Below are 24812 nucleotides of genomic sequence, written 5' to 3'. Positions count from 1 at the left end.
GAGGATCCGTCGGGGACCAGATCGCCCATCGCCATCGGTCCATCATGGCCTGAGCAGAAGGGCCGCATCGGCTCGTGGAACAATTGACGCCGTGTTGCGCTGGATAACCGCCGGAGAATCTCATGGACCGGCCCTGGTCGCCATCGTCGAGGGGATGGTCGCCGGAGTAGAGGTCACCTCGTCCGATATCGCCGAACAGCTCGCCCGGCGCCGCCTCGGCTACGGCCGTGGTGCCCGGATGAAGTTCGAGGCCGACAAGCTGACGCTGCTCGGCGGCATCAGGCACGGTCGCACCCAGGGCGGACCGGTCGCCATCGAGATCGGCAACAGCGAATGGCCCAAGTGGGAACAGGTGATGGCCGCCGACCCGGTCGATGCCGACGAACTGTCCGGCAGCGCCCGTAATGCGCCGCTGACCCGGCCCCGGCCCGGCCACGCCGACTTCGCAGGGATGCTCAAGTACGGTTTCGACGACGCGCGGCCGGTGCTCGAACGCGCCAGCGCCCGCGAGACCGCGGCCCGGGTGGCCGCCGGTACCGTCGCCCGCAACTTCCTGCGTCAGGTGTTCGGTATCGAGGTGCTCAGCCACGTCATCTCCATCGGCGCATCCGACCCGTACGTGGGGCCCGCGCCCCGCTACAGCGACCTGGCGGCCATCGACGAGAGCCCGGTCCGCGCGTTCGACAGCGCGTCGGCCGACAAGATGATCGCCGAGATCGAGGCCGCCAAGAAGGACGGTGACACTCTCGGCGGCGTCGTCGAGATCGTCGCCACCGGCGTGCCTATCGGCCTCGGCTCGCACGTCAGCGGCGAGACCCGGCTCGACGCGAAGCTGGCCGCTGCGCTGATGGGTATCCAGGCTATCAAGGGTGTCGAGGTCGGCGACGGTTTCGAGACCGCCCGCCGCCGCGGCAGCCAGGCCCACGACGAGATGGTGCCTGGACCCGACGGTGTGCTGCGTTCCACCAATCGCGCGGGCGGCCTCGAAGGCGGCATGACCAACGGTGAGGACGTGCGCGTCCGCATCGCGATGAAGCCGATCTCGACGGTGCCGCGCGCCCTGCAGACCGTCGACATGACCACCGGCGAACCGGCCGTCGCGATCCACCAGCGGTCCGATGTGTGTGCGGTGCCCGCGGCCGGTGTCGTCGCCGAGGCCATGGTGGCCCTCGTGCTCGCACAGGTCGCCCTCGACAAGTTCGGTGGCGACTCCGCGGCCGAGACCGCCGACAACCTCCACGCCTACGTCAAGCGGATCAGCGCGAGGCCGCCGCACCAATGACGGTGAACCGCAAAAGGATCAAGTCCCGCCCGGCCGCCGTCCTGATCGGTTTCATGGGCGCAGGCAAGTCGACGGTGGGCAAACTCGTCGCCGAACTGCTCGGCGTGGACTTCGTCGACGCCGACGAGGAGATCGTCCGCGTCGTCGGCCGGAGCATCCCGGAGATCTTCGCCGAGGACGGCGCCCCGGCATTCCGGGACATCGAGCGGCGGGTGGTGCTCGACCTGCTCACCCGTGGCGGGGTGGTCTCCCTCGGTGGTGGTGCGGTGATGACCACGGCCATCGCCGACGCCCTCGCCGAACACCGGGTGGTGTACCTGAGCATCGATCCCGCCGAAGGCTATGCCCGCGCCCAGGGCAGCGATCGTCCGTTGCTGGCCGGGGAGGACCCTGAGACCCGCTACCGCGAACTGCTGAACGAACGCCACGACACCTACGCGGGGCTGGCCACCGTGGCCGTCGACGCCGGTGCGGGCAGCGCCGAGCAGGTCGCCGACGCCGTGGTCGCCGCCCTCGCCGATTACCTCATTCCCGAGAGGAACTTCCCGTGACAGAGACCCCCGAACCGATCCGGATCCGCGTCAACGCGGGCGCCCCGTACGACGTCGTCATCGGCCGCGGTCTGCTCGGCGAGGTCGCCGAGGCCGCCGCCGGTGCCGACCGCATCGCGATCGTGTTCCAGCCGACGCTGGTGGAGACCGCCAAACAGATCCGGGAGTTCCTGAACGAGAAGGGTTTCGACGCCCATTCGGTGGAGATTCCCGACGCCGAGGCGGGCAAGGACCTGCAGGTCGCCTCGTTCTGCTGGGGTGTGTTCGGGCAGATCGGTCTCAAACGCAACGACAAGGTGATCAGCCTCGGCGGCGGTGCGGCCACCGACCTCGCCGGCTTCGTCGCCGCCACCTGGATGCGCGGCATCGGCGTCATCCACATCCCCACCACGCTGCTGGCGATGGTCGACGCGGCCGTCGGCGGCAAGACCGGCATCAACACCGACGCCGGCAAGAACCTCGTCGGCTCGTTCCACGAACCTGACGCGGTCCTCATCGACATCGCCACGTTGGAGACCGTGCCGCGTAACGAGGTGGTCGCCGGGCTGGCCGAGGTCATCAAGACCGGATTCATCGCCGATCCCGAGATCCTGAACATCATCGAGGCCGATCCACACTCCGCCCTCGACCCCACCGGCGACGTGTTGCCGGAGCTGATCCGCCGGTCCGTGCAGGTCAAGGCCGATGTGGTGTCGGCCGACCTCAAGGAGTCCTCGCTGCGCGAGATCCTCAACTACGGCCACACCCTCGGCCATGCCATCGAACGCCGCGAACGCTACAAGTGGCGTCACGGCGCGGCCGTGTCGGTCGGCCTGGTGTTCGCCGCCGAACTGGCCCGGCTGGCGGGCCGGCTCGACGACGCGACCGCCGACCGGCACAAGAGCATCCTCGAACTCGTCGGACTGCCCACCACCTACGATCCGGACGCCTTCGCCGACCTGCTGCAGGGCATGGCAGGGGACAAGAAGAACCGCTCGGGTGTGCTGCGTTTCGTGGTGCTTGACGGTCTGGCCAAACCCGGCCGCCTCGAAGGCCCCGATCCGTCGCTGATCGCCGCAGCCTACTCGGCCGTCGCCGGTGCTCCCGCCTCAGGCGGTGGTGTCCTGCTCTGACCGGGCAGGACGGCCCAGCGTTCCCTCCACCAGCGCGATCGCGGCCTCCAGCGGATCGATCACGGGAACGTCGAGCAGCGCGCGCAGACTGTCCGCGTACGGGCTGAACGCGGCCGATCCCAGGCAGATGCTCGACGCACCGTCGCCGGCCAGCAGCTTGCAGGCGTCGGCGAGCCGGGGGAGCACCGCCGCGTCGTCGGCGCTTTCGGCGATGCCCGCCCCGATCGGTTCGATACCGACGCATCGCCCGGCCAGACCACCGGCCCGAAGCGATGCCCGGATCGGGTCGACCATGCCCGCCACGGTCGTCACGATCGCGTAGTTGCCGCCCACCGCGGCGGCGGCGGCCGCCCCGGCGTGGGTGATGTCCACGACCGGGACGGCGACCGTCTCGCGGAGCGCCTCGACACCCACGTCACCGAAACCCGCCATGATCAGCGCATCGAAGCGCTGTGGGTGTTCTGCGATCCGCTCGAGCATCCCGCTCGCACTCCGGTAGGCGTCCGCCCAGGATTCGACGGCACGCGGGCCGCGGGCCGGGCAGAGCGTCACCACCTCGGTGCCGGGGCGGGCGCACCTCCGGGCACGCCGATCGAGGGCGGCCGTCACCGTCGCGGAGGTGTTGGGGTTGAGCACGACAAGCCGCACCGTTGCGGCCTGCTCGCTCATACCGATTCGCCGACCGGCCGGACGTGTCCCATGCGGCTCAGGAATCGCCGGGTCCGTTCGTTCTGCGGGTTCCCGATGACCGCGGCGGGCGGCCCCGACTCCACCACCACGCCCTTGTCGATGAACAGGATCGTGTCCGAGACATCGGCGGCGAAACCGAGTTCGTGCGTCACCACCAGCATGGTGATGTCACCGGAGGCGATATCACGCATCACCGCGAGTACCTCGCCCACGAGTTCGGGGTCGAGGGCGCTGGTCGGCTCGTCGAACAGCAGGATCTCCGGATCCATCGCGACCGCGCGGGCGATCGCCACCCGCTGCTGCTGCCCGCCCGACAGACTCGACGGCATCGCGTCCTGCTTGTCGAGCAGGCCCACCCGGTCGAGCTCACGCCGGGCCCGTTCGACGGCCTCGTCCTTGGCGCGGCCCTTCACCACCCGCTGACCGACCACCACGTTCTGCAGCACGGTCATCCGCGGGAACAGTTCGAACTGCTGGAACACCATCCCGAACAGGCGGCGCTGGTTCACCAGGTCGGCCCGCAGCTGCCGGTTCCGGAGACCGGGGGCCGGGCCGATCGCGGTGTCGCCCACCATGATCGAGCCGCCGTCGGAGGTCTCCAGCCGATTCAGGCACCGCAGGATAGTGCTCTTGCCCGACCCCGACGGGCCGAGGATGCCGACGCATTCCCCGCGTTCCACCGAGAACGAGATGTCGCGCAGAACGACGTTGTCGCCGTAGGACTTCCGGAGTCCGGTGACGTTCAGATGACTCATAGCCGTTGCTCCTGAAGTGCGGGGATCGTGTCGAGTTCGGTTGTCTCGGTGACCTTGGCGGGGGTCTTCGGGGTGCCGGGAGCGGTGCTGAACCGGCGTTCGAGGGCGTGCTGGACGAGCGTTGCGGCCGCGACCAGGACCACGTACCAGATGGTCGCCACCAGCAGCAGCGGGATGGTCTTGAAGTTCTGCTCGTAGATCTGGGTGGCCTTGGTGAGCAGATCGGCGCCGCCGATGAACGCGACCGTCGCCGTCGCCTTGAGCAGACCGATCAGCTGGTTGGTGAGGGCGGGCACCGTCACCCGGATCACCTCGGGCCCGATCACGTAGCGATAGGCCTGCGGCGCTGTCATACCCATCGCCGCCGCGGCCCGGTACTGCCCGGCCGGCACCGCGAGCAGACCACCCCGCAGGATCTCCGCGACATAGGCCGACTCGTGCAGCGCCAGACCGAGGATCGCCGCGGTGAACGCGCTGACCAGGTTGTTGGTCGATTCGTCGAAGATGTGGCCACCGCCGGGCAGCGGGATCGACAGCCGCGGCACGATGAGCGCGACGTTGAACCAGAGCACGAGTTGCACCATGAGCGGCACGGCCCGGAATATCCAGACGTAGGTGCCGGCGATGGCCCGGCCGACACCGCCCATCCGGCCGATCCCGACGATCAGCGCGCCGAGGAGCAGCGAGATCACCGCGGAGACGACGGTCAGCTCAAGGGTGCCCATCAGACCTTCGAGGATCTTGCCGTTGAACAGATAGCTGCCGACGTCGGACCAGCCGAAATGCGGATTGCGGGCGGCCTTGTAGACAACGAACCCCACCACCACGGCGAGGACGGCCCAGGGCAGTGCCCGACGTGCGGTAGAGCGCGGGACGTCGACGGAGAACAGATGCTGGTCAGGAGAATCCATTGGTGGCCCAATCCGTGTGTACTTCGGTGATGCCGTTCAATTCGGGGTCGACGTCGTTGTCGGTGAGAATCTTGGCGTAGGTGCCGTCGGCGACCAGGCCTTGCAAGGCCGCGGCAATCGCCTTGGCGAGTTCGGGTTGGCGTCGGTCGACGGCGATGCCGTTGGGGAACCTGGCGTTCATGCCGTCGTTGATCGGCAGGGCCCAGAACGCGCCTGGATTCTGCTTCACCTGGTATCCGGCGCCGGGGTAGGTCTGCATGGCCGCATCGGCGCGACCGGACCGGACGGCAAGCAGCGTGGCCGCGTTGTCCTTGAACTGGACCAGGGTCATCGGCGGCTTGCCGAGTGTGGTGCATTCGGCGTTCTCCGTCTCGACGATGGTGACCGATACGCTGCCGATCACCGCGGCCACCTTGAGCCCGCACATATCGGTGAACTGCTTGTACTTGCCTTCCGCGGCGGCGGGGAAGACAGCGCCGTTACGGCCGATCAGGTTGTCGACGAAGATCACGTGTTCCTGACGTTCGGCGTTGTCAGTGATACCGAGCGCGGCCACCGAGATACGGCCCGACTGGATCGTCGGCACCGCTTCACCCACCGACTTGACGTCGATGTACTCCGGCTTGAGGCCGAGGCGGTCCATGATCGCGTCCATCAGGTCGGGTTCGTAGCCGGCGTAGCCCTTGCCGGACTCGGGGTGATAGGAGAACGGCGGGAACTGGGCGCCGAGCCCGATCTTCACGGTGCCCGCGTCGGCGATGGCTTTGGGCAGCAATGCGCGGGCGGCCTGGTCGACCACCGCCGGTGCGGCCGGAGTGGAGCCGTCCTCTTCGGACGATGAGCAGCCGGCGAGGAGCCCCGCGGCCGCGGCGAGTGCGGCGCAGTAACGTAGCGCCCTGTGGGCGCCGGTTCTCGGGTGGGATGTCACGGACGTACCTTCCTGGACGGTGGTGTTTGGTATGCCAAAGTCTGCACGCGGACTATTTCCACCAGGTAAATACCGATTTCACCTTTGCTACAAATTGACTTTGGTATGCCAAGTTGGGTGGAACGTGATCCTGGTTTCGGTAAGGATGTGTGCATGACGTCGACGGCCGATGACTCGGTGACCCAGCGCATCTACGCGGAGATCCGTGCACGCATCATCTCCGGTGAGCTGCCCTTCGGGGAACGACTGCGTGAACGGGATCTCGCCGACGAACTCGACGCCTCGCGGGTACCTGTCAGGGAGGCGATCGTGCGGCTGGAAGCGGAGGGTTTCGTCGAGACGGCACCGCGCCGTGGTGCGTCGGTGGTGCGGCTGAGCCTGGCCGACGTGCAGGAGCTCTACGACGTACGGCTGGCCCTGGAGGTGCAGGCGGCACGGCTGGCCGCCCGCCGGGCGGCATCCGGGGAGCCCACCACCTCGATGACGGAGGCGCTGGCCGCCGCCGACCGGCTACTGGCCACCGGCCCGGATGCCGCCATCGCGGAGGCGAATGCGGCGGTGCACGACGAGATCCTGCGGCTGGCCGGCAATTCGTTGCTGTCGTCGATGATGCGTCCGGTGGTGGGCCGGGACCGCTGGATCTTCGGGATCATCTCGACTCAGCGCAACGCCTTCCAGACGTGCCGGGAACACCACCAGCTCTGCGACGCGATCGCGTGCGGTGATGCGGAACTGGCCGGTGCCATCGCCTACGCACATATCGAAGGAGGGCGCCACCCTACGCTGGAGGCGCTGCGGTCGGTACTACCTGAGTGAAACGGGACGTGAAAAAGCCCGCCGCGTCACCGACGCGGCGGGCTTTGTGGTTCGTGGTTGAGGATCAGGCGTTCTGGGGGGTGCGGTCCTCGTGAACCGACCAGTCCTCCTCGGCCTCGTTCTTGCGCTGGTCGCGGCGGACGACCCAGCGGCCGAAGGAGAATCCGACGAAGGCGGGGGCGTACACCAGCAGCGCGGTGAACGAGCCGCCGGCGATGATCTCGATGGGCAGCGAGGCCTCACCGATGCCGCTCATGAACCAGTGGCCGATGATCCAGCAGATGATCGCGGCGACGACACCGGCGAACAGGCCGGCCTTGAGCCAGCGCACGGTCAGGTCGGCGTAGTCGTCGGGGTCGGGATTGGCCCGGGCGTCCCGGATACCGTCGATTCCGCCCCACAGCAGTGCGACGAGCACCACGGCGGCAACGGCGAGAACCTTCCACGTACTCGAGGAGAGCGGCGTTTCCACCACGGCGATCGCGAGTAGCACGCGCGCGACGACGTGGACAGCGGTGAGCGGTATACCGCGCAGTAACCAAGAACCCATGGCGGACAGACTAGACCACCGGTGACGTGAGGGAAACCACATACCCGCTGGTTCCCCCGCACGGATGAGTGCGCTGGGTAGATTTCAGTCATGGCCCAGCCCTGGAATCCGCCCCCTTCCGCCGACCACCGCGCCCGCCGCGACAGGCTGCGCGGCCTGCTGACGGACACCGCCGACGTCCTGGTGGTGTCCGACCTCATCAACGTCCGGTACCTGACCGGTTTCACCGGATCCAACGCCGCGGTGCTGGTCGGCACCGATCCGGCGGCCGACCGGATCAGCACCGACGGCCGCTACCTCACCCAGGTCGCCGAACAGTCGGGCGACCTGGAGGCGGTGATCGCCCGCAACTGTCTCGGCGAGCTCGTCGAGCACGCCGGTAAGGACGGCGCGGTCCGGATCGGATTCGAGGAGCACATCGTCACGGTGGCCGCTCACCGGGACCTCGACGGCGATCTGGTCGGCACGTCGGGGCTGGTGGAACGGTTGCGCGAGGTCAAGGACGCGGGGGAGGTCGACCTGCTGCGCCGGGCGTGCGCGGTCGCCGACGAGGCGCTGGCCGCGATCATCGAGCGGGGGCTGCTGTCGCCCGGCCGGACCGAACGCGAGGTCGCCCGGGCGCTCGAATGGGAGATGTACGAGCGCGGGGCCGATGCCGTGTCGTTCGAGACCATCGTCGCCGCCGGGGCCAACTCGGCGATCCCGCATCACCGGCCCACATCCGCGGCGCTGGCCGCGGGCGACTTCGTGAAGATCGACTTCGGGGCGGCCGTCGCCGGCTACCACTCCGACATGACCCGCACCTATGTCCTCGGTCACGCCGCCGACTGGCAGCGCGAGATCTACGACCTCGTCGCCGCGGCGCAGGCCGCGGGCCGGGCGGCCCTGTCACCGGGCGCGGACCTGCGTGGTGTCGACGCCGCTGCCCGTTCGGTGATCGCCGACGCGGGCTACGGAGACAAGTATGTGCACGGTCTCGGGCACGGCATCGGGCTGCAGATCCACGAAGCGCCGGGAATCGGATCGGCCGCGGCGGGTACACTGCCATGCGGCGCCGCGGTGACCGTGGAGCCCGGCGTCTACCTCCCAGGTCGAGGTGGCGTCAGGATCGAGGACAGCCTCGTGGTCACCGAAGGCGGGCCCGACCTGCTGACCACCACCGACAAGACGTTCACCGTCATCTGACGTTAGGAAGTAACCACGCATGGCGAGTACCGCCGATTTCAAGAACGGCCTCGTGCTGAACATGGACAACGGGCTCTGGCAGATCCTGGAGTTCCAGCACGTCAAGCCCGGTAAGGGGCCGGCCTTCGTGCGTACCAAGATCAAGAACGTGCTGAGCGGCAAGATCGTCGACAAGACCTTCAACGCCGGCGTGAAGGTGGAGACCGCCACCGTCGACCGTCGCGACATGACCTACCTGTACAGCGACGGCAGCGACTTCGTCTTCATGGATGCCGAAACCTTCGAACAGCTCAACATCACCCCGGAGACCGTCGGCGACGGCGCCCGGTTCCTGCTGGAGAACATGAAGGTGCAGGTCGCCACCCACGAGGGTGCGCCGCTCTACGTCGAGCTGCCCGTCACCGTCGAACTGCTCGTGCAGCAGACCGACCCGGGCCTGCAGGGTGACCGGTCCACCGGCGGCACCAAACCTGCCACGCTGGAGACCGGCGCCGAGATCCAGGTCCCGCTGTTCATCAACACCGGCGACAAGCTGAAGGTCGACTCTCGCGACGGCAGCTACCTCGGCCGCGTCAACAGCTGAGCGCGAGGTTCAGTGAAACACCCGGGTACCCGTCACAAGGCGCGTAAACGCGCCGTTTACCTGCTGTTCGAGGCCGAGGCCAAGGGCGTCAAGGCCACCGACCTGGTGGCCGAACGGCGTGAGCTGGTGATCACCGACGAGAGCGTCGGTCAGATCCACCCGTACACCGCGCGCGTCGTCGAGGGTGTGGCGGGTGATCAGGCTCAGGTCGACGCCGTGCTGTCATCGCACCTGAAAGAGTGGACGCTGCCGCGCCTGCCCGCGGTCGACCGGGCCATCATGCGGCTGGCCACCTGGGAGTTGTTCAATGCCACCGATGTTGATCCGGTGGTGATCGTCGACGAGGCGGTCGAGCTGGCCAAGGAACTGTCCACCGACGATTCGCCCGCCTTCGTCAACGGGGTGCTCGCCCGCATCGCCGACCTCGCACCGCAGGTGCGCGCCGCGGCCGCGGCCGAACCCAGCACAGACGCCTGACCCCGACGCACAAAGATTGCGGTTGGTTCCGGATTCCGGAACCAACCGCAATCTTTGTGCGATAGGCGTCAGCCGTTTCTGGCGTCGAATGCGCGCCGGATGTCGTTCGGGATGCGGCCTTTGGCGGGAACGTCGAGGTCGTTGTCGCGCGCCCAGGCCCGGATGTCGGCGGCCGTGGCCGACGGTCCGGCAAGTGTTTCCACCACCGGTTCGGTTCCCTTGTTCAACCGCCATTCGTGCAGCGCGGCGCCCAGCCAGCGGTAGGTCCATTCCTGGGCGAGCTTACGGTTGTCGCAGAAGACGATCGGTACGTTCGGGAACCGGACCTGGGCCTCGGCGATCGCTTCGGCCAGCGATGAACCCGCGACGTGTTCCTGAGCGAACACCGCCGAATATCTCGCTTCGACGACGACTGCACCGCGATGTCGGCCGGCGAGATCGGCGAGCTGGTAGGTGAGGGTACCGCCGAGCAGACTACCGGCGAGGTCCTCGATCGACTTGCGTTCCACCGCAGCCACCAGGTCATCGCCGTCGAAAACTGCGTAATCGCCGACGGGTAGCCGCCGCTTGGTGGTCGTCGCCTGCTGGTGCGAGAAGTTGTAGGAGTAACGTTCGCCGGAATCGATGACGATGTCGAGGACCTGGCCGTGGGCGCGGGCGGTCGGCAATGCGACGTTCGGCCGGGCCTGTTTGGTGGTGCGCCGCGACTGCCAGAAGATCACCTCCCGGCCCCGTGCCCGGGTGAGCACGAATTGGGACCGGTTCTCCCGAGCACGATCGAGGACCAGGTCGATGGCCCCGCCGCGTTTGGTGACCGAGCGCACCGGATGTTGTTCCAGTATCTCGGGTGTGTCGGGCCATTCGGCCGCGCGATGGCAGTAGATCTTGGTGGTCCGCGGCCACGTGTCGCGCACCTTGAGCACGATGCCGTTCGTGCCCAACGGAATCCGGACCAGGTATGGCAGCGTCGAACCCTGCTCGGGATTACGGGCGATGATCAGTTCGTCGGAGGCGGACGACATACCGCCACGATACCGAGGTGAAGGTGCGGGCGATATCACGTCACGCTGCCTGGAGTTCGGCCCCTCGGCGTGTAGACTGCATGACCGGCAGGCATCCTTTAACGGACCGTCCCGTGAGGCGGAGAAGGAGGTCACGTTGGCTGACGTAAACGATGGGCAATCCCATCGGGTGCTGCTCGACGCGGCGGATGTGTCCCGGACCATCGCCCGTGTCGCACATCAGGTGATCGAGAAAACAGCTCTCGACGGCCCGGACGCACCCCATGTCGTCCTCATCGGTATCCCCACGCGTGGAACGGCTCTCGCGAAACGTCTGGGTGCCAAGATTTCCGAGTTCGCCGGTACCGAGATCCCGGTCGGCTATCTCGACATCACCCTGTATCGCGACGATCTGCGCGACAAACCGCACCGCCCGCTCGAACGCACCATGGTGCCCGCCGGTGGTGTCGACGGCGCGATTGTCATCCTCGTCGACGACGTCCTCTACTCGGGTCGCACCGTCCGCGCCGCCCTCGACGCGCTGCGCGACCTCGGCCGCCCGGCCGCGGTGCAACTCGCGGTTCTCGTCGACCGCGGCCACCGTGAACTGCCGCTGCGCGCCGACTATGTCGGCAAGAACATCCCCACCTCCCGCGAGGAGAACGTCGCGGTCCACCTGACCGAACATGACGGCGTCGATGAGGTCGTCCTCGGCGCCCGTGTGCTTCCCGGGGCAGGTGCCTGATGCGTCACCTGCTCAGCACCCAGGATCTGTCCCGCGAACAGGCCACAGCCATCCTCGACGAGGCGGAACGCTTCGAGCAGGCGCTCACCGGCCGCGAGGTGAAGAAGCTGCCGACGCTGCGCGGGCGCACCGTGATGACGGTGTTCTACGAGAACTCCACCCGTACCCGCGTCTCGTTCGAGGTGGCGGGCAAGTGGATGAGCGCCGACGTGATCAACGTCAGCGCATCCAGTTCGTCGGCGGGTAAGGGTGAGTCGCTGCGCGACACCGTCAAAACCCTGTACGCCGCCGGTGCCGATGCGCTGATCGTGCGCCATCCCGCCTCGGGCGCGGCCCGGCAGATCGCCGACTGGACCACCGCCGCCGACGGCAGCGGACCGTCGATCATCAACGCCGGCGACGGCATGCACGAGCACCCGACCCAGGCCCTGCTCGACGCGCTCACCCTGCGCCAGCGCCTCGGCAGCCTCGACGGCAAGCGCATCGCGATCGTCGGCGACGTGCTGCATTCGCGGGTGGCCCGCTCCAACGCCTACCTGCTGTCCACGCTCGGCGCGGAGGTGGTGCTGGTCGCACCGCCCACCCTGCTGCCGACGGGTGTCGAGCAGTGGCCGGTGACGGTGTCGACCGACATCGACGCCGAACTCGCCGCCGTCGACGCCGTGATGATGCTGCGGGTACAGGCCGAACGCATGAACGGCGGGTTCTTCCCGAGTTCCCGCGAGTACTCGGTCCGCTACGGCCTCAACGAGCGCCGCCTGGCCCTGATGGCCGACGACGCGGTGGTGCTGCACCCGGGCCCGATGCTGCGCGGCATGGAGATCGGCTACTCGGTGGCCGACTCGCCGCGCGCGACGGTCCTCGAACAGGTCCGCAACGGCGTGCACGTCCGGATGGCGGTGCTGTTCGGGCTGCTCGTCGGCACCGACCCCGAAACCACGACCCCGGTCCCGAACAGCAGGGAGAACCACCAGTGAGCGCGCCCGGATCGTTGCTGATCACCGACGTCCGACCGTACGGCGAGGGCGATCCCGTCGACATCCTGATCGTCGACGGCGTGATCACCGAGATCGGGCCGGATCTGACCGCTCCGGCGGCGGTGGAGCGGATCGCCGGCCGCAACTCGGTGCTGCTGCCCGGTTTTGTCGACATGCACACCCACCTGCGCGAACCCGGCCGCGAGGACACCGAGACCATCGCCTCCGGTTCGGCCGCCGCCGCCCTCGGCGGGTACACGGCGGTGTTCGCGATGGCCAACACCGACCCGGTCGCCGACAACTCGACCGTCACCGACAACGTGTACCGCACCGGCCGCGAGGTCGGCCTGGTCGATGTGCACCCGGTCGGTGCGGTCACCGTCGGACTGCAGGGCAAACAGCTCGCCGAGATGGGCATGATGGCCGCCGGCGCGGCCAAGGTGAAGATGTTCAGCGACGACGGCAAATGCGTCGACGACCCGCTGCTGATGCGCCGCGCGCTCGAATACGCCAAGGGCCTCGACGTTCTCATCGCCCAGCACGCCGAGGAGCCGCGGCTCACGGTGGGAGCGCTGGCACACGACGGACCCACCGCCTCCCGGCTCGGCCTGGCCGGTTGGCCGCGCGCGGCCGAGGAGTCGATCGTGGTCCGCGACGCGCTGCTCGCCCGCGACGCCGGCACCCGCGTGCACATCTGCCACGCCTCCACCGAGGGCACCGTCGAACTCGTCAAATGGGCCAAGGCACAGGGTATTTCGATCACCGCCGAGGTGACGCCGCACCATCTGCTGCTCACCGATGCCCGCCTGGAAACGTACGACCCGGTCAACAAGGTCAACCCGCCGCTGCGGGAGGAACGCGACAACCTGGCGCTGCGCCGCGGTCTGGCCGACGGCACCATCGACTGTGTCGCCACCGACCACGCACCGCACGCGGCGCAGGAGAAGTGCTGCGAGTTCTCCGTCGCCCGGCCCGGCATGCTCGGACTGGAGACGGCGCTCTCGATCGTGGTCGAGACCATGGTCAACACCGGGCTGCTCGACTGGCGCGGGGTCGCCAAGGTGATGAGTGAACGGCCGGCGCAGATCGTCGGGCTCACCGATCAGGGCCGCCCGATCGCCGTCGGTGAACCCGCCAATCTCACGGTGGTCGACGCCGAGGCGTCGTGGACGGTCACGGCCGACGACCTGGCGAGCCTGTCCCGCAACACCCCGTACGCCGACATGACGCTGCCCGCCACGATCCGGGCGACGGTCCTGCGCGGGGCGGTCACCGCCTACGAGGGGTCGGTCCGGCGATGAACAGGGGATGGGTCCGCGCCGGCGCTGTGGTGCCGGCCGCCGTCCTCGCGGTCGTGGTACTGCACATCGGGCCGGACTGGACCTGGGGCAAGGCCGTGATCAACGTGCTGATCGTCGGGGGCACGCTTGCCGTGCTCGTCGGTCTCGCACGCATGGTGCATATGGTGGCCACGGGGGCGGGGCGTAAGGCCCACGAGCAGGCGCCGACGGTGGGGGAGATCCCGGCGGTGCCCGACAATCCGGGCGCACTGCTACGCGGACCCGATTCCGGGCTGTACCTGGGCACGACGTTCGCGCCGAGCTGGCAGAACAAGATCACCGTCGGCGGGCTGAGCGACCGCGCGGCGGCCAACATCACCGAATTCTCCGACGGTATCGAGATCGCGCGCCAGGGTGCGGGCGACATCTGGATCCCGCGGTCGAGCGTGACGGCGGTCCGCACCGAGAGCGGCCACGCGGGCAAGGTCATGGGGGCGGGCGGAGTGCTCGTGGTCCGGTGGGCGTTGCCCAACGGAACCGAGGTGGACTCCGGCATCAGAGCTGACGACAAGGCCGTGTACAGCGGCTGGGTCGACGATTTCGCTGCAACAGAAAGTGATCAATGAGCAGAGCGGTACTGGTTCTGGAGAACGGCCAGGTTTTCGCCGGGCAGTCTTTCGGGGCCGTCGGGCAAACCCTCGGGGAAGCGGTGTTCTGCACCGCGATGACGGGCTATCAGGAGACCCTCACCGATCCGAGTTATCACCGCCAGATCGTGGTGGCCACCGCACCGCAGATCGGCAACACCGGCTGGAACACCGAGGACGACGAGTCGCACGGCGGCAAGATCTGGGTGGCCGGGTACGCGGTGCGCAACCCCACCCGCCGGGTCTCCAACTGGCGCGCCACCACGAGCCTGGAGGACAAGCTGGTCGAGCAGGGCGTGGTCGGCATCGCCGGCATCGACACCCGCGCCCTGGTGCGGGTGCTGCGTGAGCACGGTTCGATGCGCGCCGGGGTGTTCTCCGGCGACGCACTGTCCGACACCGACGAGCTGCTGGCGCGGGTCAAATCGCAGCCGACGATGGCCGGCGCCGACCTGGCCGGCGAGGTGTCCACCGACGCCGGTTACGTGATCGAGTCCGACGGACCCGCCCGGTTCACCGTCGCCGCCCTCGACCTCGGGATCAAGACCAACACCCCGCGCATGTTCGCCCAGCGCGGCATCCGCGCTCACGTGCTGCCGTCGTCGACGAGCCTGGACGCGATCAAGGACCTGAAGGTGGACGGGGTGTTCCTGTCCAACGGCCCGGGCGACCCGGCCACCGCCGATGCCACCGTCGAGCTCACCAAACAGGTTCTGGGCGAAGGGATCCCGCTGTTCGGAATCTGCTTCGGCAACCAGATCCTGGGTCGGGCGCTGGGCCGGGGAACCTACAAGATGAAGTTCGGTCACCGCGGCATCAACATTCCGGTCATCGACTCGGCCACCGGCAAGGTGTCCATCACCGCCCAGAACCACGGCTTTGCCCTCGAAGGCGAGGCCGGTGAGGAATTCGACACCGACTTCGGCCGCGCCCGCGTCAGCCACGTGTGCGCCAACGACGGCGTCGTCGAAGGGGTGGAACTCCTCTCCGGACAAGCCTTCTCGGTGCAGTACCACCCGGAGGCCGCGGCCGGCCCGCACGATGCCGCCTACCTCTTCGACAAGTTCGCGACCCTGCTGGAAGGAACGAGGGCCTGATGCCACGCCGTACCGACATCTCCCACGTCCTGGTCATCGGGTCCGGCCCGATCGTCATCGGCCAGGCCTGTGAATTCGACTACTCCGGCACCCAGGCGTGCCGCGTCCTCAAGTCCGAGGGCCTGCGGGTGTCGCTGGTCAACTCCAACCCGGCCACCATCATGACCGACCCGGAGTTCGCTGACGCCACCTACATCGAACCCATCACCGCCGAGTACGTGGAGAAGGTGATCGAGGCCGAACGCGACGCCGGTCATCCCATCGACGCCGTGCTGGCCACCCTCGGCGGTCAGACCGCACTCAACACCGCTGTGGCGCTGCATGATCGTGGCTCACTGGAGAAGTACGACATCGAACTCATCGGTGCCGACTTCGACGCCATCCAGCGCGGCGAGGACCGGCAGATGTTCAAGGACATCGTCGAGAAGGTGGGTGGCGAGAGTGCCCGCTCCCGCGTCTGCCACACCATGGACGAGGTCCGCGAGACCGTCGCCGAACTCGGCTTCCCCGTGGTGGTGCGGCCCTCGTTCACCATGGGCGGTCTCGGCTCGGGCATGGCCTACGACGACGCCGACCTCGAACGCATCGCCGGCGGCGGCCTGGCCGCCTCACCGACCGCCAACGTGCTCATCGAGGAGTCGATCCTCGGCTGGAAGGAGTACGAGCTCGAGCTGATGCGCGACAACCGCGACAACGTGGTCGTCATCTGCTCCATCGAGAACGTCGACCCGGTGGGTGTGCACACCGGCGACTCGGTGACCGTCGCCCCCGCGATGACCCTCACCGACGTCGAGTACCAGAAGATGCGTGACCTCTCGATCGCCATCCTGCGCGAAGTGGGCGTCGACACCGGCGGCTGCAACATCCAGTTCGCACAGGACCCGCAGGACGGACGTCTGGTCGTCATCGAGATGAACCCGCGTGTGTCGCGGTCGTCGGCGCTGGCCTCGAAGGCCACCGGCTTCCCGATCGCCAAGATCGCCGCCAAGCTGGCCATCGGCTACAGCCTCGATGAGATCGTCAACGACATCACCAAGGAGACGCCCGCCTGCTTCGAGCCGACGCTCGACTATGTGGTGGTCAAGGCACCGCGGTTCGCGTTCGAGAAGTTCCCCGGCGCCGACGACACCCTCACCACCACCATGAAGTCGGTGGGCGAGGCGATGAGCCTGGGCCGCAGCTTCGCCGAGGCCCTCGGTAAGGTGATGCGCTCGCTGGAGACCAAGGCCGGCGGCTTCTGGACCGAGGCCGCACGTCAGGGCCCGGCCACGGTGGACCTGCCCGCACTGCTGGAGTCGCTCTCCACACCCAAGGACGGACGTCTCTACGGCATCATGCTGGCCTTCGACGCCGGCGCCACCGTCGAGCAGCTCTACGACGCCACCGCCATCGACCCGTGGTTCCTAGCCGAGATCGAGGCCATCGGCGCGCTCGGCTCCCGTATCCGCGACGCCGGCCGGCTCGATGAGGCTCTGCTGCGCGAGGCCAAGAGTTCCGGTTTCTCCGACCGCCAGATCGCCGCGCTGCGCAGCGATTTCGCCGACGAGGCCGCGGTCCGCGAGTTCCGCATCGGGGCGGGCGTGCGCCCGGTGTACAAGACCGTCGACACCTGCGCCGCCGAGTTCGAGGCCAAGACGCCGTACCACTACTCGTCGTACGAGCTCGACCCCGCCGCCACCAGCGAGGTGGCGCCGCAGACCGAACGGCCCAAGGTGCTGATCCTCGGTTCGGGTCCCAACCGGATCGGTCAGGGTATCGAGTTCGACTACTCGTGTGTGCACGCGGCGCTGACGCTGTCGGAGGCCGGGTACGAGACGGTGATGGTCAACTGCAACCCCGAGACCGTCTCCACCGACTACGACACCGCCGACCGCCTCTACTTCGAGCCGCTGACCTTCGAGGATGTGCTGGAGGTGTACCACGCGGAGGCGCAGTCGGGCACCGTCGCCGGGGTGATCGTGCAGCTCGGCGGCCAGACCCCCCTGGGCCTGGCGCACCGGCTCGAAGCCGCGGGCGTCCCGATCGTCGGCACCTCACCCGAGGCCATCGACCTGGCCGAGGACCGTGGCGAGTTCGGCAAGGTGCTCACCGACGCGGGCCTGCCCGCACCGGCCTTCGGTACCGCCACCACCTTCGACGAGGCACGTGAGACCGCCGGACGCATCGGGTATCCGGTGCTGGTGCGGCCCTCGTATGTGCTCGGCGGCCGTGGCATGGAGATCGTGTACGACGAGAAGTCGTTGCAGGACTACATCTCCCGCGCCACCGAACTCACCCCCGACCATCCGGTGCTGGTCGACCGCTTCCTGGAGGATGCGGTCGAGATCGACGTCGACGCGCTCTGTGACGGCGACGAGGTGTTCATCGGCGGCGTCATGGAACACATCGAGGAGGCCGGCATCCACTCCGGCGACTCGGCGTGCGCGCTGCCGCCGGTCACCCTGGGCCGCGCCGACCTGCAGATGGTGCGCGAGTCCACCGAGGCGCTGGCCAAGGGTATCGGCGTGAAGGGGCTGCTGAACGTCCAGTACGCGCTCAAGGACGACATTCTGTACGTGCTCGAGGCCAATCCGCGGGCGAGCCGCACGGTGCCGTTCGTGTCCAAGGCGACGGCCGTGCCGCTGGCCAAGGCATGTGCCCGGGTGATGCTCGGGTCAAGCATCGCGCAGTTGCGCGAGCAGGGGATCCTGCCGGCGACCGGTGACGGCGGCGAGGCACCGGTCGGCGTGCCGATCGCGGTCAAGGAGGCGGTGCTGCCGTTCAACCGGTTCCGCCGCGAGGACGGCACCGGCGTCGACACGCTGCTGAGCCCGGAGATGAAGTCGACCGGCGAGGTCATGGGCATCGACTCCGACTTCGGCAAGGCCTTCTCCAAGTCGCAGGCAGCGGCATACGGATCGCTGCCCACCTCCGGTGCGATTTTCGTGTCGGTGGCCAACAAGGACAAGCGGGCGCTGATCTTCCCGGTCAAGCATCTCGCCGACCTCGGCTTCACCATCCTGGCCACCGAGGGCACCGCGGATGTGTTGCGCCGCAACGGCATCACCTGCACCACGGTGCGTAAGCACTTCGAGGCCGCAGAGGGTGAACCGACAATCCTCGACCAGATCCGGGCCGGTGAGGTGGCGATGGTCATCAACACCCCATACGGCAACTCCGGCCCCCGCGTCGACGGGTACGAGATCCGCAGCGCCGCGGTGTCCAAGAGCATCCCGTGCATCACCACGGTGCAGGGCGCCAGCGCCGCGGTGCAGGGCATCGAGGCCGCCATCAACGGGGCGATGGGCGTCGAATCCATCCAGAGCAGACACGGAGCGCTTATCGATGCACGGTGACACAGGTGTGGTGACAACAGGTTTCGGGGCCCGATATCTCGACGCGGTGGTCCGGCGCGGACGGTTCTGCGCCGGGATCGACCCGCACGCGGGCCTGCTGACCGACTGGGGACTGACCGTCGACGCCGCCGGCCTGTCCCGCTTCGCCGACATCTGTATCGAGGCGCTGGGTCCGGTGGCGGCGGTGATCAAGCCGCAGGTGGCGTTCTTCGAGCCGTTCGGGTCGGCCGGTTTCGCCGTCCTCGAACGGGTCATCGCCGGCTGCCGCGAACACGGTGCTCTGGTGCTCGCCGACGCCAAACGCGGCGACATCGGCTCCACCATGGCCGCCTACAGCACCGCGTGGCTCGACGACTCGTCCCCGCTGTGCTCGGACGCGGTGACGATCTCGCCGTACCTGGGATTCGAGTCCCTGCGTCCGGCGATCGACGCCGCACACGCAGCGGGCAGGGGAGTGTTCGTGCTTGCCCGCACCTCCAACCCGGAGGGCGGTCAGGTCCAGACCGCGTCGGTGCCGGGCGGCCGGATCGTCGCGCAGTCCATTGTCGACGATGCGGCCGCGGAGAACGCCTCCGGTACCTCGACGGTCGGGCTCGTGGTGGGCGCCACGCGTTCGCACGGACTCGATCTGGCCGCGCTGAATGGGCCGATCCTCTCGCCCGGTCTCGGTGCGCAGGGGGCCACCGCAGCCGACATCCCCGAGGTGTTCGCCGGGGCCGATACCCGCTGGGTGCTGCCCGCCAGCTCGCGTGGTGTGCTGGCGGCGGGTCCGGATGTCGCCGCCCTGCGGGCTGCCTGCGAGGCGGCCCGGGACGAGGTCGAGTCGGCGCTGACGCCCTTTTCCTGACCATTCCCGCATACCGGGCGCCGGGCTGTCCTCTGTCTGGGCGAATGTACGCCGGTTACCTGAACTGATTAGTTCAGGTAACTACGGTGGGTTGGTGGAAGGAGATTGACCATGGGTAAACGCTTTGCATCAACCGCACTCGCACTCGCCCTGGGTGCCGGATCCTTCGGGATCGGATCTCTGGGGGCGGGGGTCGCCGGCGCCGCACCGGAAGGTCTGGGAGGGCCGACAGGCTCGCTCGGCACATACTGTCCGGCGATCCCCACCGACCTCGTCACGCGCGCCGTCAAACGCCTCGCGCCGCCGTTTCCAGACCGGGCCTGGGTCGTCGACGGGCGGGGTTCATCGCTGGACTGCTCGCTCAACTGGGTGCGCCTGGACACCGAGGGCGGCACGGTCGCCTCACCCACTCAGATTCTGTGGTTCAACCGGTTCGACTACGTCGGTACCGTCACACGGAAGCCGACCGCGTTGACCCTGGTGCTGGGCAGCTGGGCCCCCGGGCAGGTGACCGTCCGCTTCCGATGGCCGATAGGCGACGACGCCAACGCCGCTCCCAGCGGACGCGCCGACGTACGGTTCCAGGCCCAGGCCGGAGGGCCGCCGAAGGCGCTCGACCGCATCCCGCCACAGGCCGGGGGATAGCCTCCCGGTTCCCGCCTGACACGGCCGGCGCCCGCTTCCGGCGAGCGCCGGGCGGTGTCGGGATGCGGCCGCGACGGGGCGACCGCGGTGTGTTCGGGAGCCGCGACACGCGCAAAACGGCAAATCGGATCGGGTGATTTTCGTTGCCGCCACATGCGTCACACGTGACTCGTCGCCGCAGTGGGACGAGGCTGCGCGGGTGTGGTGTAGCTGCCACCGAAATGGGATTTGACCTGGCCTTTTAGGTGAGTCCGCGGCGCGGGTGGCGGGAGTGTTGATCCGCCGGGCGCGACAGTATGCGGTTTGGGGCCGAACGTCCTTACATCATCGGGTTCCTGGGGTTTTGTGGGGGTGCCACTCGCAAATGCCAGCTCACGTGGGTACGGTCGCATTCGCCGCACCAAATGGCGAGACCCGCAGGTCAGGTAAATATCTGCCGGTCCCGCATCGGGCGACCACCATCACCGCCACCCGCACAGGCAGGCGGTGACAGTCCACACGAAGACACGAAAGACGGAGGAACCCGTGGCCCTTCCCCAGTTGACCCCCGAGCAGCGCGCCGCTGCGTTGGAGAAGGCTGCTGCCGCCCGCAAGGCCCGCGCCGAGCTGAAGGAGCGCCTGAAGCGCGGTGGCACCGACCTGCAGCAGGTGCTCAAGGACGCCGAGACCGACGAGATCCTGGGCAAGATGAAGGTCTCTGCCCTGCTCGAGGCTCTGCCGAAGGTCGGCAAGGTCAAGGCGCAGGAGATCATGACCGAACTGGAAATCGCCCCCACCCGCCGCCTGCGCGGGCTCGGCGATCGCCAGCGCAAGGCTCTGCTCGAGCGGTTCAGCTCCTGAGCACTTCTCTAGGCAGCACTGACCGTCCGAGGGGCCGACTGATCGTTTTGGTCGGCCCCTCGGCCGTCGGTAAGTCCACGGTGGTCCGCCGCGTCCGTGAAGTGCTGCCGGATCTGTTCTTCAGCGTGTCGGCGACGACGCGCGACCCGCGGCCCGGCGAGGTCGACGGCCGCGACTACCGATTCGTCTCCCGGGAGGAGTTCGACCGGATGATCGCCGACGATCAGCTCCTGGAGTGGGCGGACATCCACGGCGGACTGCAGCGCTCGGGCACGCCCGCGCAGCCGGTCGAGGAGCGCCTGGCGGCCGGAGAACCCGTGCTGGTGGAGGTCGACCTGACCGGCGCCCGCAACATCGTCGCGCGGCTGCCCGAGGCCACCACCGTGTTTCTCGCCCCGCCGAGCTGGGACGTGCTCGTCGAGCGGCTTACCGGGCGTGGCACCGAGACCCCCGAAGCGGTCGAGCGGCGGCTGGCCACCGCCCGCACCGAGATGGACGCTGTCGACGAGTTCGAGCACGTGCTGGTGAACAGCGAAGTCGACCAGGTGGCCGATCGGTTGGTATCCTTGTTGGTCGGATCCCGACAGCCCCATCAATCGCAGGAGAATGCGTGAGCACCCAGACAGATTTTGAACTGACGGCCGTCGAGGATGCGCCCGCATACGACACCCCGCTGGGCATCACCAACCCGCCCATCGATGAGCTGCTGGAGCGTGCCTCCTCGAAGTACGCACTGGTGATCTACGCCGCCAAGCGTGCCCGCCAGATCAACGACTACTACAACCAGCTCGGCGACGGCATCCTCGAGTACGTCGGCCCCCTCGTGGAGCCTGGCCAGCAGGAGAAGCCGCTCTCGATCGCGATGCGCGAGATCCACTCGGACCTGCTCGAGCACACCGAAGGCGCGGAGTAGTCCACCGAAGCAGGTTCTGGCCCATTCGGTTCTGACACAGAGATTCGGATAATCGATGACCGCATCGACAGGCCGCCGCCGCATCCTCGTGGGTGTGGGCGGCGGCATCGCCGCATACAAGGTGTGTTCGGTCATCCGGCACTTCACCGAGGCCGGCGATGACGTCCACGTCGTGCCCACCCGGTCCGCTCTCAACTTCGTGGGAGCGGCCACCTTCGAGGCGCTGAGCGGCAATCCCGTCCGGACCGAGGTGTTCGAGGACGTCGACCAGGTCGCCCACGTCAAGCTCGGCCAGGAGGCCGACCTGGTGGTCATCGCTCCGGCCACCGCGGACCTGATGGCGCGTGCGGCGGCCGGACGGGCCGATGATCTGCTCACCGCCTCGCTGCTCACCGCCCGTTGTCCGGTGCTGTTCGTCCCTGCGATGCACACCGAGATGTGGGAGCATCCGGCCACTCAGGCCAACGTGGCCACCTTGCGGTCGTTCGGCACCACCGTGATGCGCCCGGCGTCGGGCAGACTCACCGGACGCGATTCCGGTGCCGGCCGGCTGCCCGACCCGCAGGAGATCGCGCTCGTCGGTGAACTGCTGCTCGACAGCCCTGCAGCCCTGCCCTACGACCTGCACGGCGTCCGCATGCTCATCAGCGCGGGCGGCACCCGCGAGCCGCTCGACCCGGTCCGCTACCTCGGCAACCGCAGTTCCGGCAAGCAGGGCTATGCGCTCGCCCGGGTCGCCTCCCAGCGCGGTGCGCAGGTCACCGTCGTCGCCGGCGCCACGTCCGAACCCGGCGATCCGGCCGGTGTCGAGATCGTCCGGGTCGCGCGGGCCACCGAGCTCGAGCATGAGATGACCAAGCGTGCCGCCGACGCCGACGTGGTGATCATGTCGGCGGCCGTCGCCGATTTCCGGCCGGTGGCGGTGTCCGGGTCGAAGATCAAGAAGGGCGCCAAGGGGCCTGCTCCGATCGAGCTGACCACCAACCCCGACATCCTGCGATCCCTGGTCGAGAGCCGTGACAATGGTCACATTCCGTCCTCGGCCGTGATCGTCGGATTCGCCGCCGAAACGGGCGACGAGACCGGCGGCGTGCTCGATCACGGCCGGGCCAAGTTGCGCCGCAAGGGCTGTGACCTGCTCGTGGTCAACGCCGTCGGCGACGGCAAGGCATTCGGCACCGAGGACAACACCGGCTGGCTGCTGTCGTCGGACGGCAGCGAGACCGCGCTGCCGCTCGGGTCGAAGTCACTCATGGCGAGCCGAATACTTGACGAGGTCCGTGCCCTCGTATCTGATGATTGACCGTTCCGGACAACTGTCCGGTGCCCTGTGAGGGCACCCTAAGACAGTGCCGGTGTACCGTGGGAAAACAATCCTATTTTCCTGAAATGAAGCGCTTGAGAGGATCCGATGACCACATCGTCGCGCCTGTTCACCAGTGAGTCCGTCACCGAGGGTCACCCCGACAAGATCTGTGACGCGATCAGCGACTCGATCCTCGACGCCATCCTCAGCGAGGACCCCGCCGCCCGCGTCGCGGTGGAGACCCTGGTGACCACCGGCCAGGTCCACGTCGCAGGTGAGGTCACCACCTCCGCCTATGTCGATATCCCCGGCATCGTGCGTAACAAGATCCTCGACATCGGGTACGACTCGTCCACCAAGGGCTTCGACGGGGCCTCGTGCGGCGTCAACGTCGCCATCGGTGCGCAGTCTCCCGACATCGCCGGCGGCGTGTTCACCTCGCACGAGAGCCGCACCGGCATCTCCGAGGACGAGATCGACAGCCAGGGTGCCGGCGACCAGGGCCTGATGTTCGGGTACGCCACCGACGAGACCCCCGAGCTGATGCCGCTGCCGATCGCCCTCGCGCATCGCCTGTCGCGCCGCCTCACCGAGGTGCGCAAGAACGGCACGCTGCCGTACCTGCGTCCGGATGGCAAGACCCAGGTCACCATCGAGTACGACGGTGACAAACCGGTCCGTCTCGACACCGTGGTGCTCTCGACGCAGCACGCCGCCGACATCCACCTCGAGAACATGCTGGCCCCCGACATCAAGCGCGAGGTCGTCGACGTCGTGCTGGCCGCCGACGATCTGCCTGAACTCGACACCTCCGACGTGCGGCTGCTGGTCAACCCGACCGGCAAGTTCGTGCTCGGTGGCCCGATGGGTGACGCCGGCCTGACCGGCCGCAAGATCATCGTCGACACCTACGGCGGCATGGCCCGCCATGGTGGCGGCGCCTTCTCCGGCAAGGATCCGTCAAAGGTCGACCGCAGCGCCGCGTACGCGATGCGCTGGGTCGCCAAGAGCGCCGTCGCCGCCGGCCTGGCCAAGCGCATCGAGGTGCAGGTCGCCTACGCCATCGGTAAGGCCGCCCCGGTGGGCCTGTTCGTGGAGACCTTCGGCACCCATACCGTCGACGAGGAACTGATCCAGAAGGCCATCTCCGAGGTGTTCGACCTGCGTCCGCTCGCGATCATCCGCGACCTGGACCTGCTGCGCCCGATCTACGGGCCGACCGCCGCGTACGGCCACTTCGGCCGCACCGACGTCGAGCTGCCGTGGGAGAGCACCGACCGCGCCGAGAAGCTGCGCGCCGCAGCAGGGCTGTAGCACTGGCCACTCCCTCCCGGGCGAC

26 protein-coding genes are annotated in these 24812 nt (G+C 68.2%); 20 read left to right on the top strand and 6 right to left on the bottom strand.

The features are described from left to right. The first annotated feature begins 91 nt into the window (after positions 1 to 91). From aroC to aroB, 3 genes are read left to right on the top strand one after another with little or no spacing between them, the layout of a single operon-like run. Positions 92 to 1282, top strand: coding sequence for a chorismate synthase (gene aroC / locus GOAMR_RS00770; RefSeq protein WP_280109972.1), 1191 nt, complete (start codon positions 92 to 94; stop codon positions 1280 to 1282). After that, positions 1279 to 1833: a shikimate kinase gene (locus tag GOAMR_RS00765; protein ID WP_005181300.1), complete on the top strand. Its 555-nt coding sequence runs from the start codon at positions 1279 to 1281 to the stop codon at positions 1831 to 1833. Before aroC ends, GOAMR_RS00765 begins: the two co-directional genes overlap by 4 nt. Beyond that, a complete protein-coding gene (gene aroB / locus GOAMR_RS00760) occupies positions 1830 to 2945 on the top strand; it encodes a 3-dehydroquinate synthase (RefSeq protein WP_005181299.1) in 1116 nt (371 codons plus the stop codon). The genes GOAMR_RS00765 and aroB overlap by 4 nt, the downstream gene beginning before the upstream one ends. Here aroB and GOAMR_RS00755 read toward each other — a convergent pair. Genes GOAMR_RS00755 through GOAMR_RS00740 form a run of 4 tightly spaced genes read right to left on the bottom strand, consistent with a single transcriptional unit; the run spans position 2922 to position 6229 of the window. Then, positions 2922 to 3614, bottom strand: coding sequence for an aspartate/glutamate racemase family protein (locus GOAMR_RS00755; protein ID WP_005181298.1), 693 nt, complete (start codon positions 3612 to 3614; stop codon positions 2922 to 2924). The two genes, aroB and GOAMR_RS00755, sit on opposite strands and share 24 nt — an antisense overlap. Then, the gene (locus GOAMR_RS00750) at positions 3611 to 4390 is read right to left on the bottom strand and encodes an amino acid ABC transporter ATP-binding protein (RefSeq protein ID WP_005181296.1); all 780 of its coding nucleotides are present in this window, start codon (positions 4388 to 4390) and stop codon (positions 3611 to 3613) included. Before GOAMR_RS00750 ends, GOAMR_RS00755 begins: the two co-directional genes overlap by 4 nt. Beyond that, complete coding sequence (locus GOAMR_RS00745) at positions 4387 to 5301, bottom strand: amino acid ABC transporter permease (RefSeq protein ID WP_005181295.1); 915 nt, start codon at positions 5299 to 5301, stop codon at positions 4387 to 4389. The genes GOAMR_RS00750 and GOAMR_RS00745 overlap by 4 nt, the downstream gene beginning before the upstream one ends. Then, positions 5288 to 6229 carry an ABC transporter substrate-binding protein gene (locus GOAMR_RS00740; RefSeq protein WP_005181293.1) on the bottom strand — a complete coding sequence of 314 codons (942 nt, stop codon included), beginning with the start codon at positions 6227 to 6229 and terminating at the stop codon, positions 5288 to 5290. The genes GOAMR_RS00745 and GOAMR_RS00740 overlap by 14 nt, the downstream gene beginning before the upstream one ends. Before the next feature lie 153 nt (positions 6230 to 6382). Between GOAMR_RS00740 and GOAMR_RS00735 the strand changes: the two genes are divergently transcribed. After that, positions 6383 to 7045: a GntR family transcriptional regulator gene (locus tag GOAMR_RS00735; RefSeq protein ID WP_005181291.1), complete on the top strand. Its 663-nt coding sequence runs from the start codon at positions 6383 to 6385 to the stop codon at positions 7043 to 7045. A gap of 64 nt (positions 7046 to 7109) precedes the next feature. Here GOAMR_RS00735 and GOAMR_RS00730 read toward each other — a convergent pair whose 3' ends face one another. Continuing rightward, the gene (locus GOAMR_RS00730; protein ID WP_040513946.1) at positions 7110 to 7595 is read right to left on the bottom strand and encodes a B-4DMT family transporter; all 486 of its coding nucleotides are present in this window, start codon (positions 7593 to 7595) and stop codon (positions 7110 to 7112) included. A 90-nt stretch (positions 7596 to 7685) separates the two neighbouring features. Here GOAMR_RS00730 and GOAMR_RS00725 point away from each other — a divergent pair, with 90 nt between their 5' ends. The 3 genes from GOAMR_RS00725 to nusB are packed head-to-tail and all read left to right on the top strand — an operon-like array spanning position 7686 to position 9840. Next, positions 7686 to 8780: a M24 family metallopeptidase gene (locus tag GOAMR_RS00725; RefSeq protein WP_005181287.1), complete on the top strand. Its 1095-nt coding sequence runs from the start codon at positions 7686 to 7688 to the stop codon at positions 8778 to 8780. A gap of 19 nt (positions 8781 to 8799) precedes the next feature. Continuing rightward, complete coding sequence (efp, locus tag GOAMR_RS00720; protein ID WP_005181284.1) at positions 8800 to 9363, top strand: elongation factor P; 564 nt, start codon at positions 8800 to 8802, stop codon at positions 9361 to 9363. A gap of 12 nt (positions 9364 to 9375) precedes the next feature. Continuing rightward, entirely contained in the window at positions 9376 to 9840 is a 465-nt protein-coding gene (gene nusB, locus GOAMR_RS00715; protein ID WP_005181283.1) for a transcription antitermination factor NusB, read from the top strand. 68 nt (positions 9841 to 9908) lie between these two features. Here nusB and GOAMR_RS00710 read toward each other — a convergent pair whose 3' ends face one another. Next, positions 9909 to 10862: an ERCC4 domain-containing protein gene (locus GOAMR_RS00710; RefSeq protein WP_005181280.1), complete on the bottom strand. Its 954-nt coding sequence runs from the start codon at positions 10860 to 10862 to the stop codon at positions 9909 to 9911. A gap of 136 nt (positions 10863 to 10998) precedes the next feature. Here GOAMR_RS00710 and pyrR point away from each other — a divergent pair, with 136 nt between their 5' ends. From pyrR to metK, 13 genes are all read left to right on the top strand, one after another. Continuing rightward, positions 10999 to 11586, top strand: a complete 588-nt coding sequence (gene pyrR / locus GOAMR_RS00705) for a bifunctional pyr operon transcriptional regulator/uracil phosphoribosyltransferase PyrR (protein WP_005181278.1) — start codon at positions 10999 to 11001, stop codon at positions 11584 to 11586. Next, the gene (locus tag GOAMR_RS00700; protein WP_005181277.1) at positions 11586 to 12563 is read left to right on the top strand and encodes an aspartate carbamoyltransferase catalytic subunit; all 978 of its coding nucleotides are present in this window, start codon (positions 11586 to 11588) and stop codon (positions 12561 to 12563) included. The genes pyrR and GOAMR_RS00700 overlap by 1 nt, the downstream gene beginning before the upstream one ends. After that, complete coding sequence (locus GOAMR_RS00695) at positions 12560 to 13864, top strand: dihydroorotase (protein ID WP_005181275.1); 1305 nt, start codon at positions 12560 to 12562, stop codon at positions 13862 to 13864. Before GOAMR_RS00700 ends, GOAMR_RS00695 begins: the two co-directional genes overlap by 4 nt. Then, positions 13861 to 14469 (top strand): PH-like domain-containing protein, encoded by a 609-nt coding sequence (locus tag GOAMR_RS00690; RefSeq protein WP_005181274.1) that lies wholly within the window; start codon positions 13861 to 13863, stop codon positions 14467 to 14469. The genes GOAMR_RS00695 and GOAMR_RS00690 overlap by 4 nt, the downstream gene beginning before the upstream one ends. Continuing rightward, entirely contained in the window at positions 14466 to 15587 is a 1122-nt protein-coding gene (gene carA / locus GOAMR_RS00685; protein ID WP_005181272.1) for a glutamine-hydrolyzing carbamoyl-phosphate synthase small subunit, read from the top strand. Before GOAMR_RS00690 ends, carA begins: the two co-directional genes overlap by 4 nt. Beyond that, positions 15587 to 18922, top strand: a complete 3336-nt coding sequence (gene carB, locus GOAMR_RS00680; RefSeq protein ID WP_005181265.1) for a carbamoyl-phosphate synthase large subunit — start codon at positions 15587 to 15589, stop codon at positions 18920 to 18922. The genes carA and carB overlap by 1 nt, the downstream gene beginning before the upstream one ends. Then, positions 18912 to 19769: an orotidine-5'-phosphate decarboxylase gene (pyrF, locus tag GOAMR_RS00675; RefSeq protein ID WP_005181264.1), complete on the top strand. Its 858-nt coding sequence runs from the start codon at positions 18912 to 18914 to the stop codon at positions 19767 to 19769. The genes carB and pyrF overlap by 11 nt, the downstream gene beginning before the upstream one ends. Before the next feature lie 111 nt (positions 19770 to 19880). After that, positions 19881 to 20414: an LppP/LprE family lipoprotein gene (locus GOAMR_RS23395; protein ID WP_005181262.1), complete on the top strand. Its 534-nt coding sequence runs from the start codon at positions 19881 to 19883 to the stop codon at positions 20412 to 20414. 525 nt (positions 20415 to 20939) lie between these two features. Further along, positions 20940 to 21254 (top strand): integration host factor, actinobacterial type, encoded by a 315-nt coding sequence (gene mihF, locus GOAMR_RS00665; RefSeq protein WP_005181260.1) that lies wholly within the window; start codon positions 20940 to 20942, stop codon positions 21252 to 21254. Then, positions 21251 to 21868, top strand: a complete 618-nt coding sequence (gmk, locus tag GOAMR_RS00660) for a guanylate kinase (protein ID WP_083836796.1) — start codon at positions 21251 to 21253, stop codon at positions 21866 to 21868. The genes mihF and gmk overlap by 4 nt, the downstream gene beginning before the upstream one ends. Beyond that, positions 21865 to 22167: a DNA-directed RNA polymerase subunit omega gene (gene rpoZ / locus GOAMR_RS00655; RefSeq protein WP_005181255.1), complete on the top strand. Its 303-nt coding sequence runs from the start codon at positions 21865 to 21867 to the stop codon at positions 22165 to 22167. The genes gmk and rpoZ overlap by 4 nt, the downstream gene beginning before the upstream one ends. A gap of 55 nt (positions 22168 to 22222) precedes the next feature. After that, entirely contained in the window at positions 22223 to 23470 is a 1248-nt protein-coding gene (gene coaBC / locus GOAMR_RS00650; RefSeq protein WP_005181253.1) for a bifunctional phosphopantothenoylcysteine decarboxylase/phosphopantothenate--cysteine ligase CoaBC, read from the top strand. 108 nt (positions 23471 to 23578) lie between these two features. After that, positions 23579 to 24787, top strand: a complete 1209-nt coding sequence (gene metK, locus GOAMR_RS00645) for a methionine adenosyltransferase (protein ID WP_005181250.1) — start codon at positions 23579 to 23581, stop codon at positions 24785 to 24787. Positions 24788 to 24812 lie beyond the last annotated feature (25 nt).

It is taken from the genome of Gordonia amarae NBRC 15530, from assembly GCF_000241345.1.
GTDB lineage: Bacteria > Actinomycetota > Actinomycetes > Mycobacteriales > Mycobacteriaceae > Gordonia > Gordonia amarae.
Note: the sequence above shows the minus strand (reverse complement) of the source record. Positions and strands in the feature narration are given on the sequence as shown.

Bases quoted from the DNA above. Each gene is read 5' to 3' on its own strand.
- GOAMR_RS00765 (WP_005181300.1), top strand. From the start codon at position 1,279: ATGACGGTGAACCGCAAAAGGATCAAGTCCCGCCCGGCCGCCGTCCTG.
- GOAMR_RS00755 (WP_005181298.1), bottom strand. From the start codon at position 3,614: ATGAGCGAGCAGGCCGCAACGGTGCGGCTTGTCGTGCTCAACCCCAAC.
- GOAMR_RS00750 (WP_005181296.1), bottom strand. From the start codon at position 4,390: ATGAGTCATCTGAACGTCACCGGACTCCGGAAGTCCTACGGCGACAAC.
- GOAMR_RS00745 (WP_005181295.1), bottom strand. From the start codon at position 5,301: ATGGATTCTCCTGACCAGCATCTGTTCTCCGTCGACGTCCCGCGCTCT.
- GOAMR_RS00735 (WP_005181291.1), top strand. From the start codon at position 6,383: ATGACGTCGACGGCCGATGACTCGGTGACCCAGCGCATCTACGCGGAG.
- GOAMR_RS00730 (WP_040513946.1), bottom strand. From the start codon at position 7,595: ATGGGTTCTTGGTTACTGCGCGGTATACCGCTCACCGCTGTCCACGTC.
- GOAMR_RS00725 (WP_005181287.1), top strand. From the start codon at position 7,686: ATGGCCCAGCCCTGGAATCCGCCCCCTTCCGCCGACCACCGCGCCCGC.
- efp (WP_005181284.1), top strand. From the start codon at position 8,800: ATGGCGAGTACCGCCGATTTCAAGAACGGCCTCGTGCTGAACATGGAC.
- GOAMR_RS00710 (WP_005181280.1), bottom strand. From the start codon at position 10,862: ATGTCGTCCGCCTCCGACGAACTGATCATCGCCCGTAATCCCGAGCAG.
- GOAMR_RS00700 (WP_005181277.1), top strand. From the start codon at position 11,586: ATGCGTCACCTGCTCAGCACCCAGGATCTGTCCCGCGAACAGGCCACA.
- GOAMR_RS00690 (WP_005181274.1), top strand. From the start codon at position 13,861: ATGAACAGGGGATGGGTCCGCGCCGGCGCTGTGGTGCCGGCCGCCGTC.
- carA (WP_005181272.1), top strand. From the start codon at position 14,466: ATGAGCAGAGCGGTACTGGTTCTGGAGAACGGCCAGGTTTTCGCCGGG.
- carB (WP_005181265.1), top strand. From the start codon at position 15,587: ATGCCACGCCGTACCGACATCTCCCACGTCCTGGTCATCGGGTCCGGC.
- pyrF (WP_005181264.1), top strand. From the start codon at position 18,912: ATGCACGGTGACACAGGTGTGGTGACAACAGGTTTCGGGGCCCGATAT.
- GOAMR_RS23395 (WP_005181262.1), top strand. From the start codon at position 19,881: ATGGGTAAACGCTTTGCATCAACCGCACTCGCACTCGCCCTGGGTGCC.
- coaBC (WP_005181253.1), top strand. From the start codon at position 22,223: ATGACCGCATCGACAGGCCGCCGCCGCATCCTCGTGGGTGTGGGCGGC.
- metK (WP_005181250.1), top strand. From the start codon at position 23,579: ATGACCACATCGTCGCGCCTGTTCACCAGTGAGTCCGTCACCGAGGGT.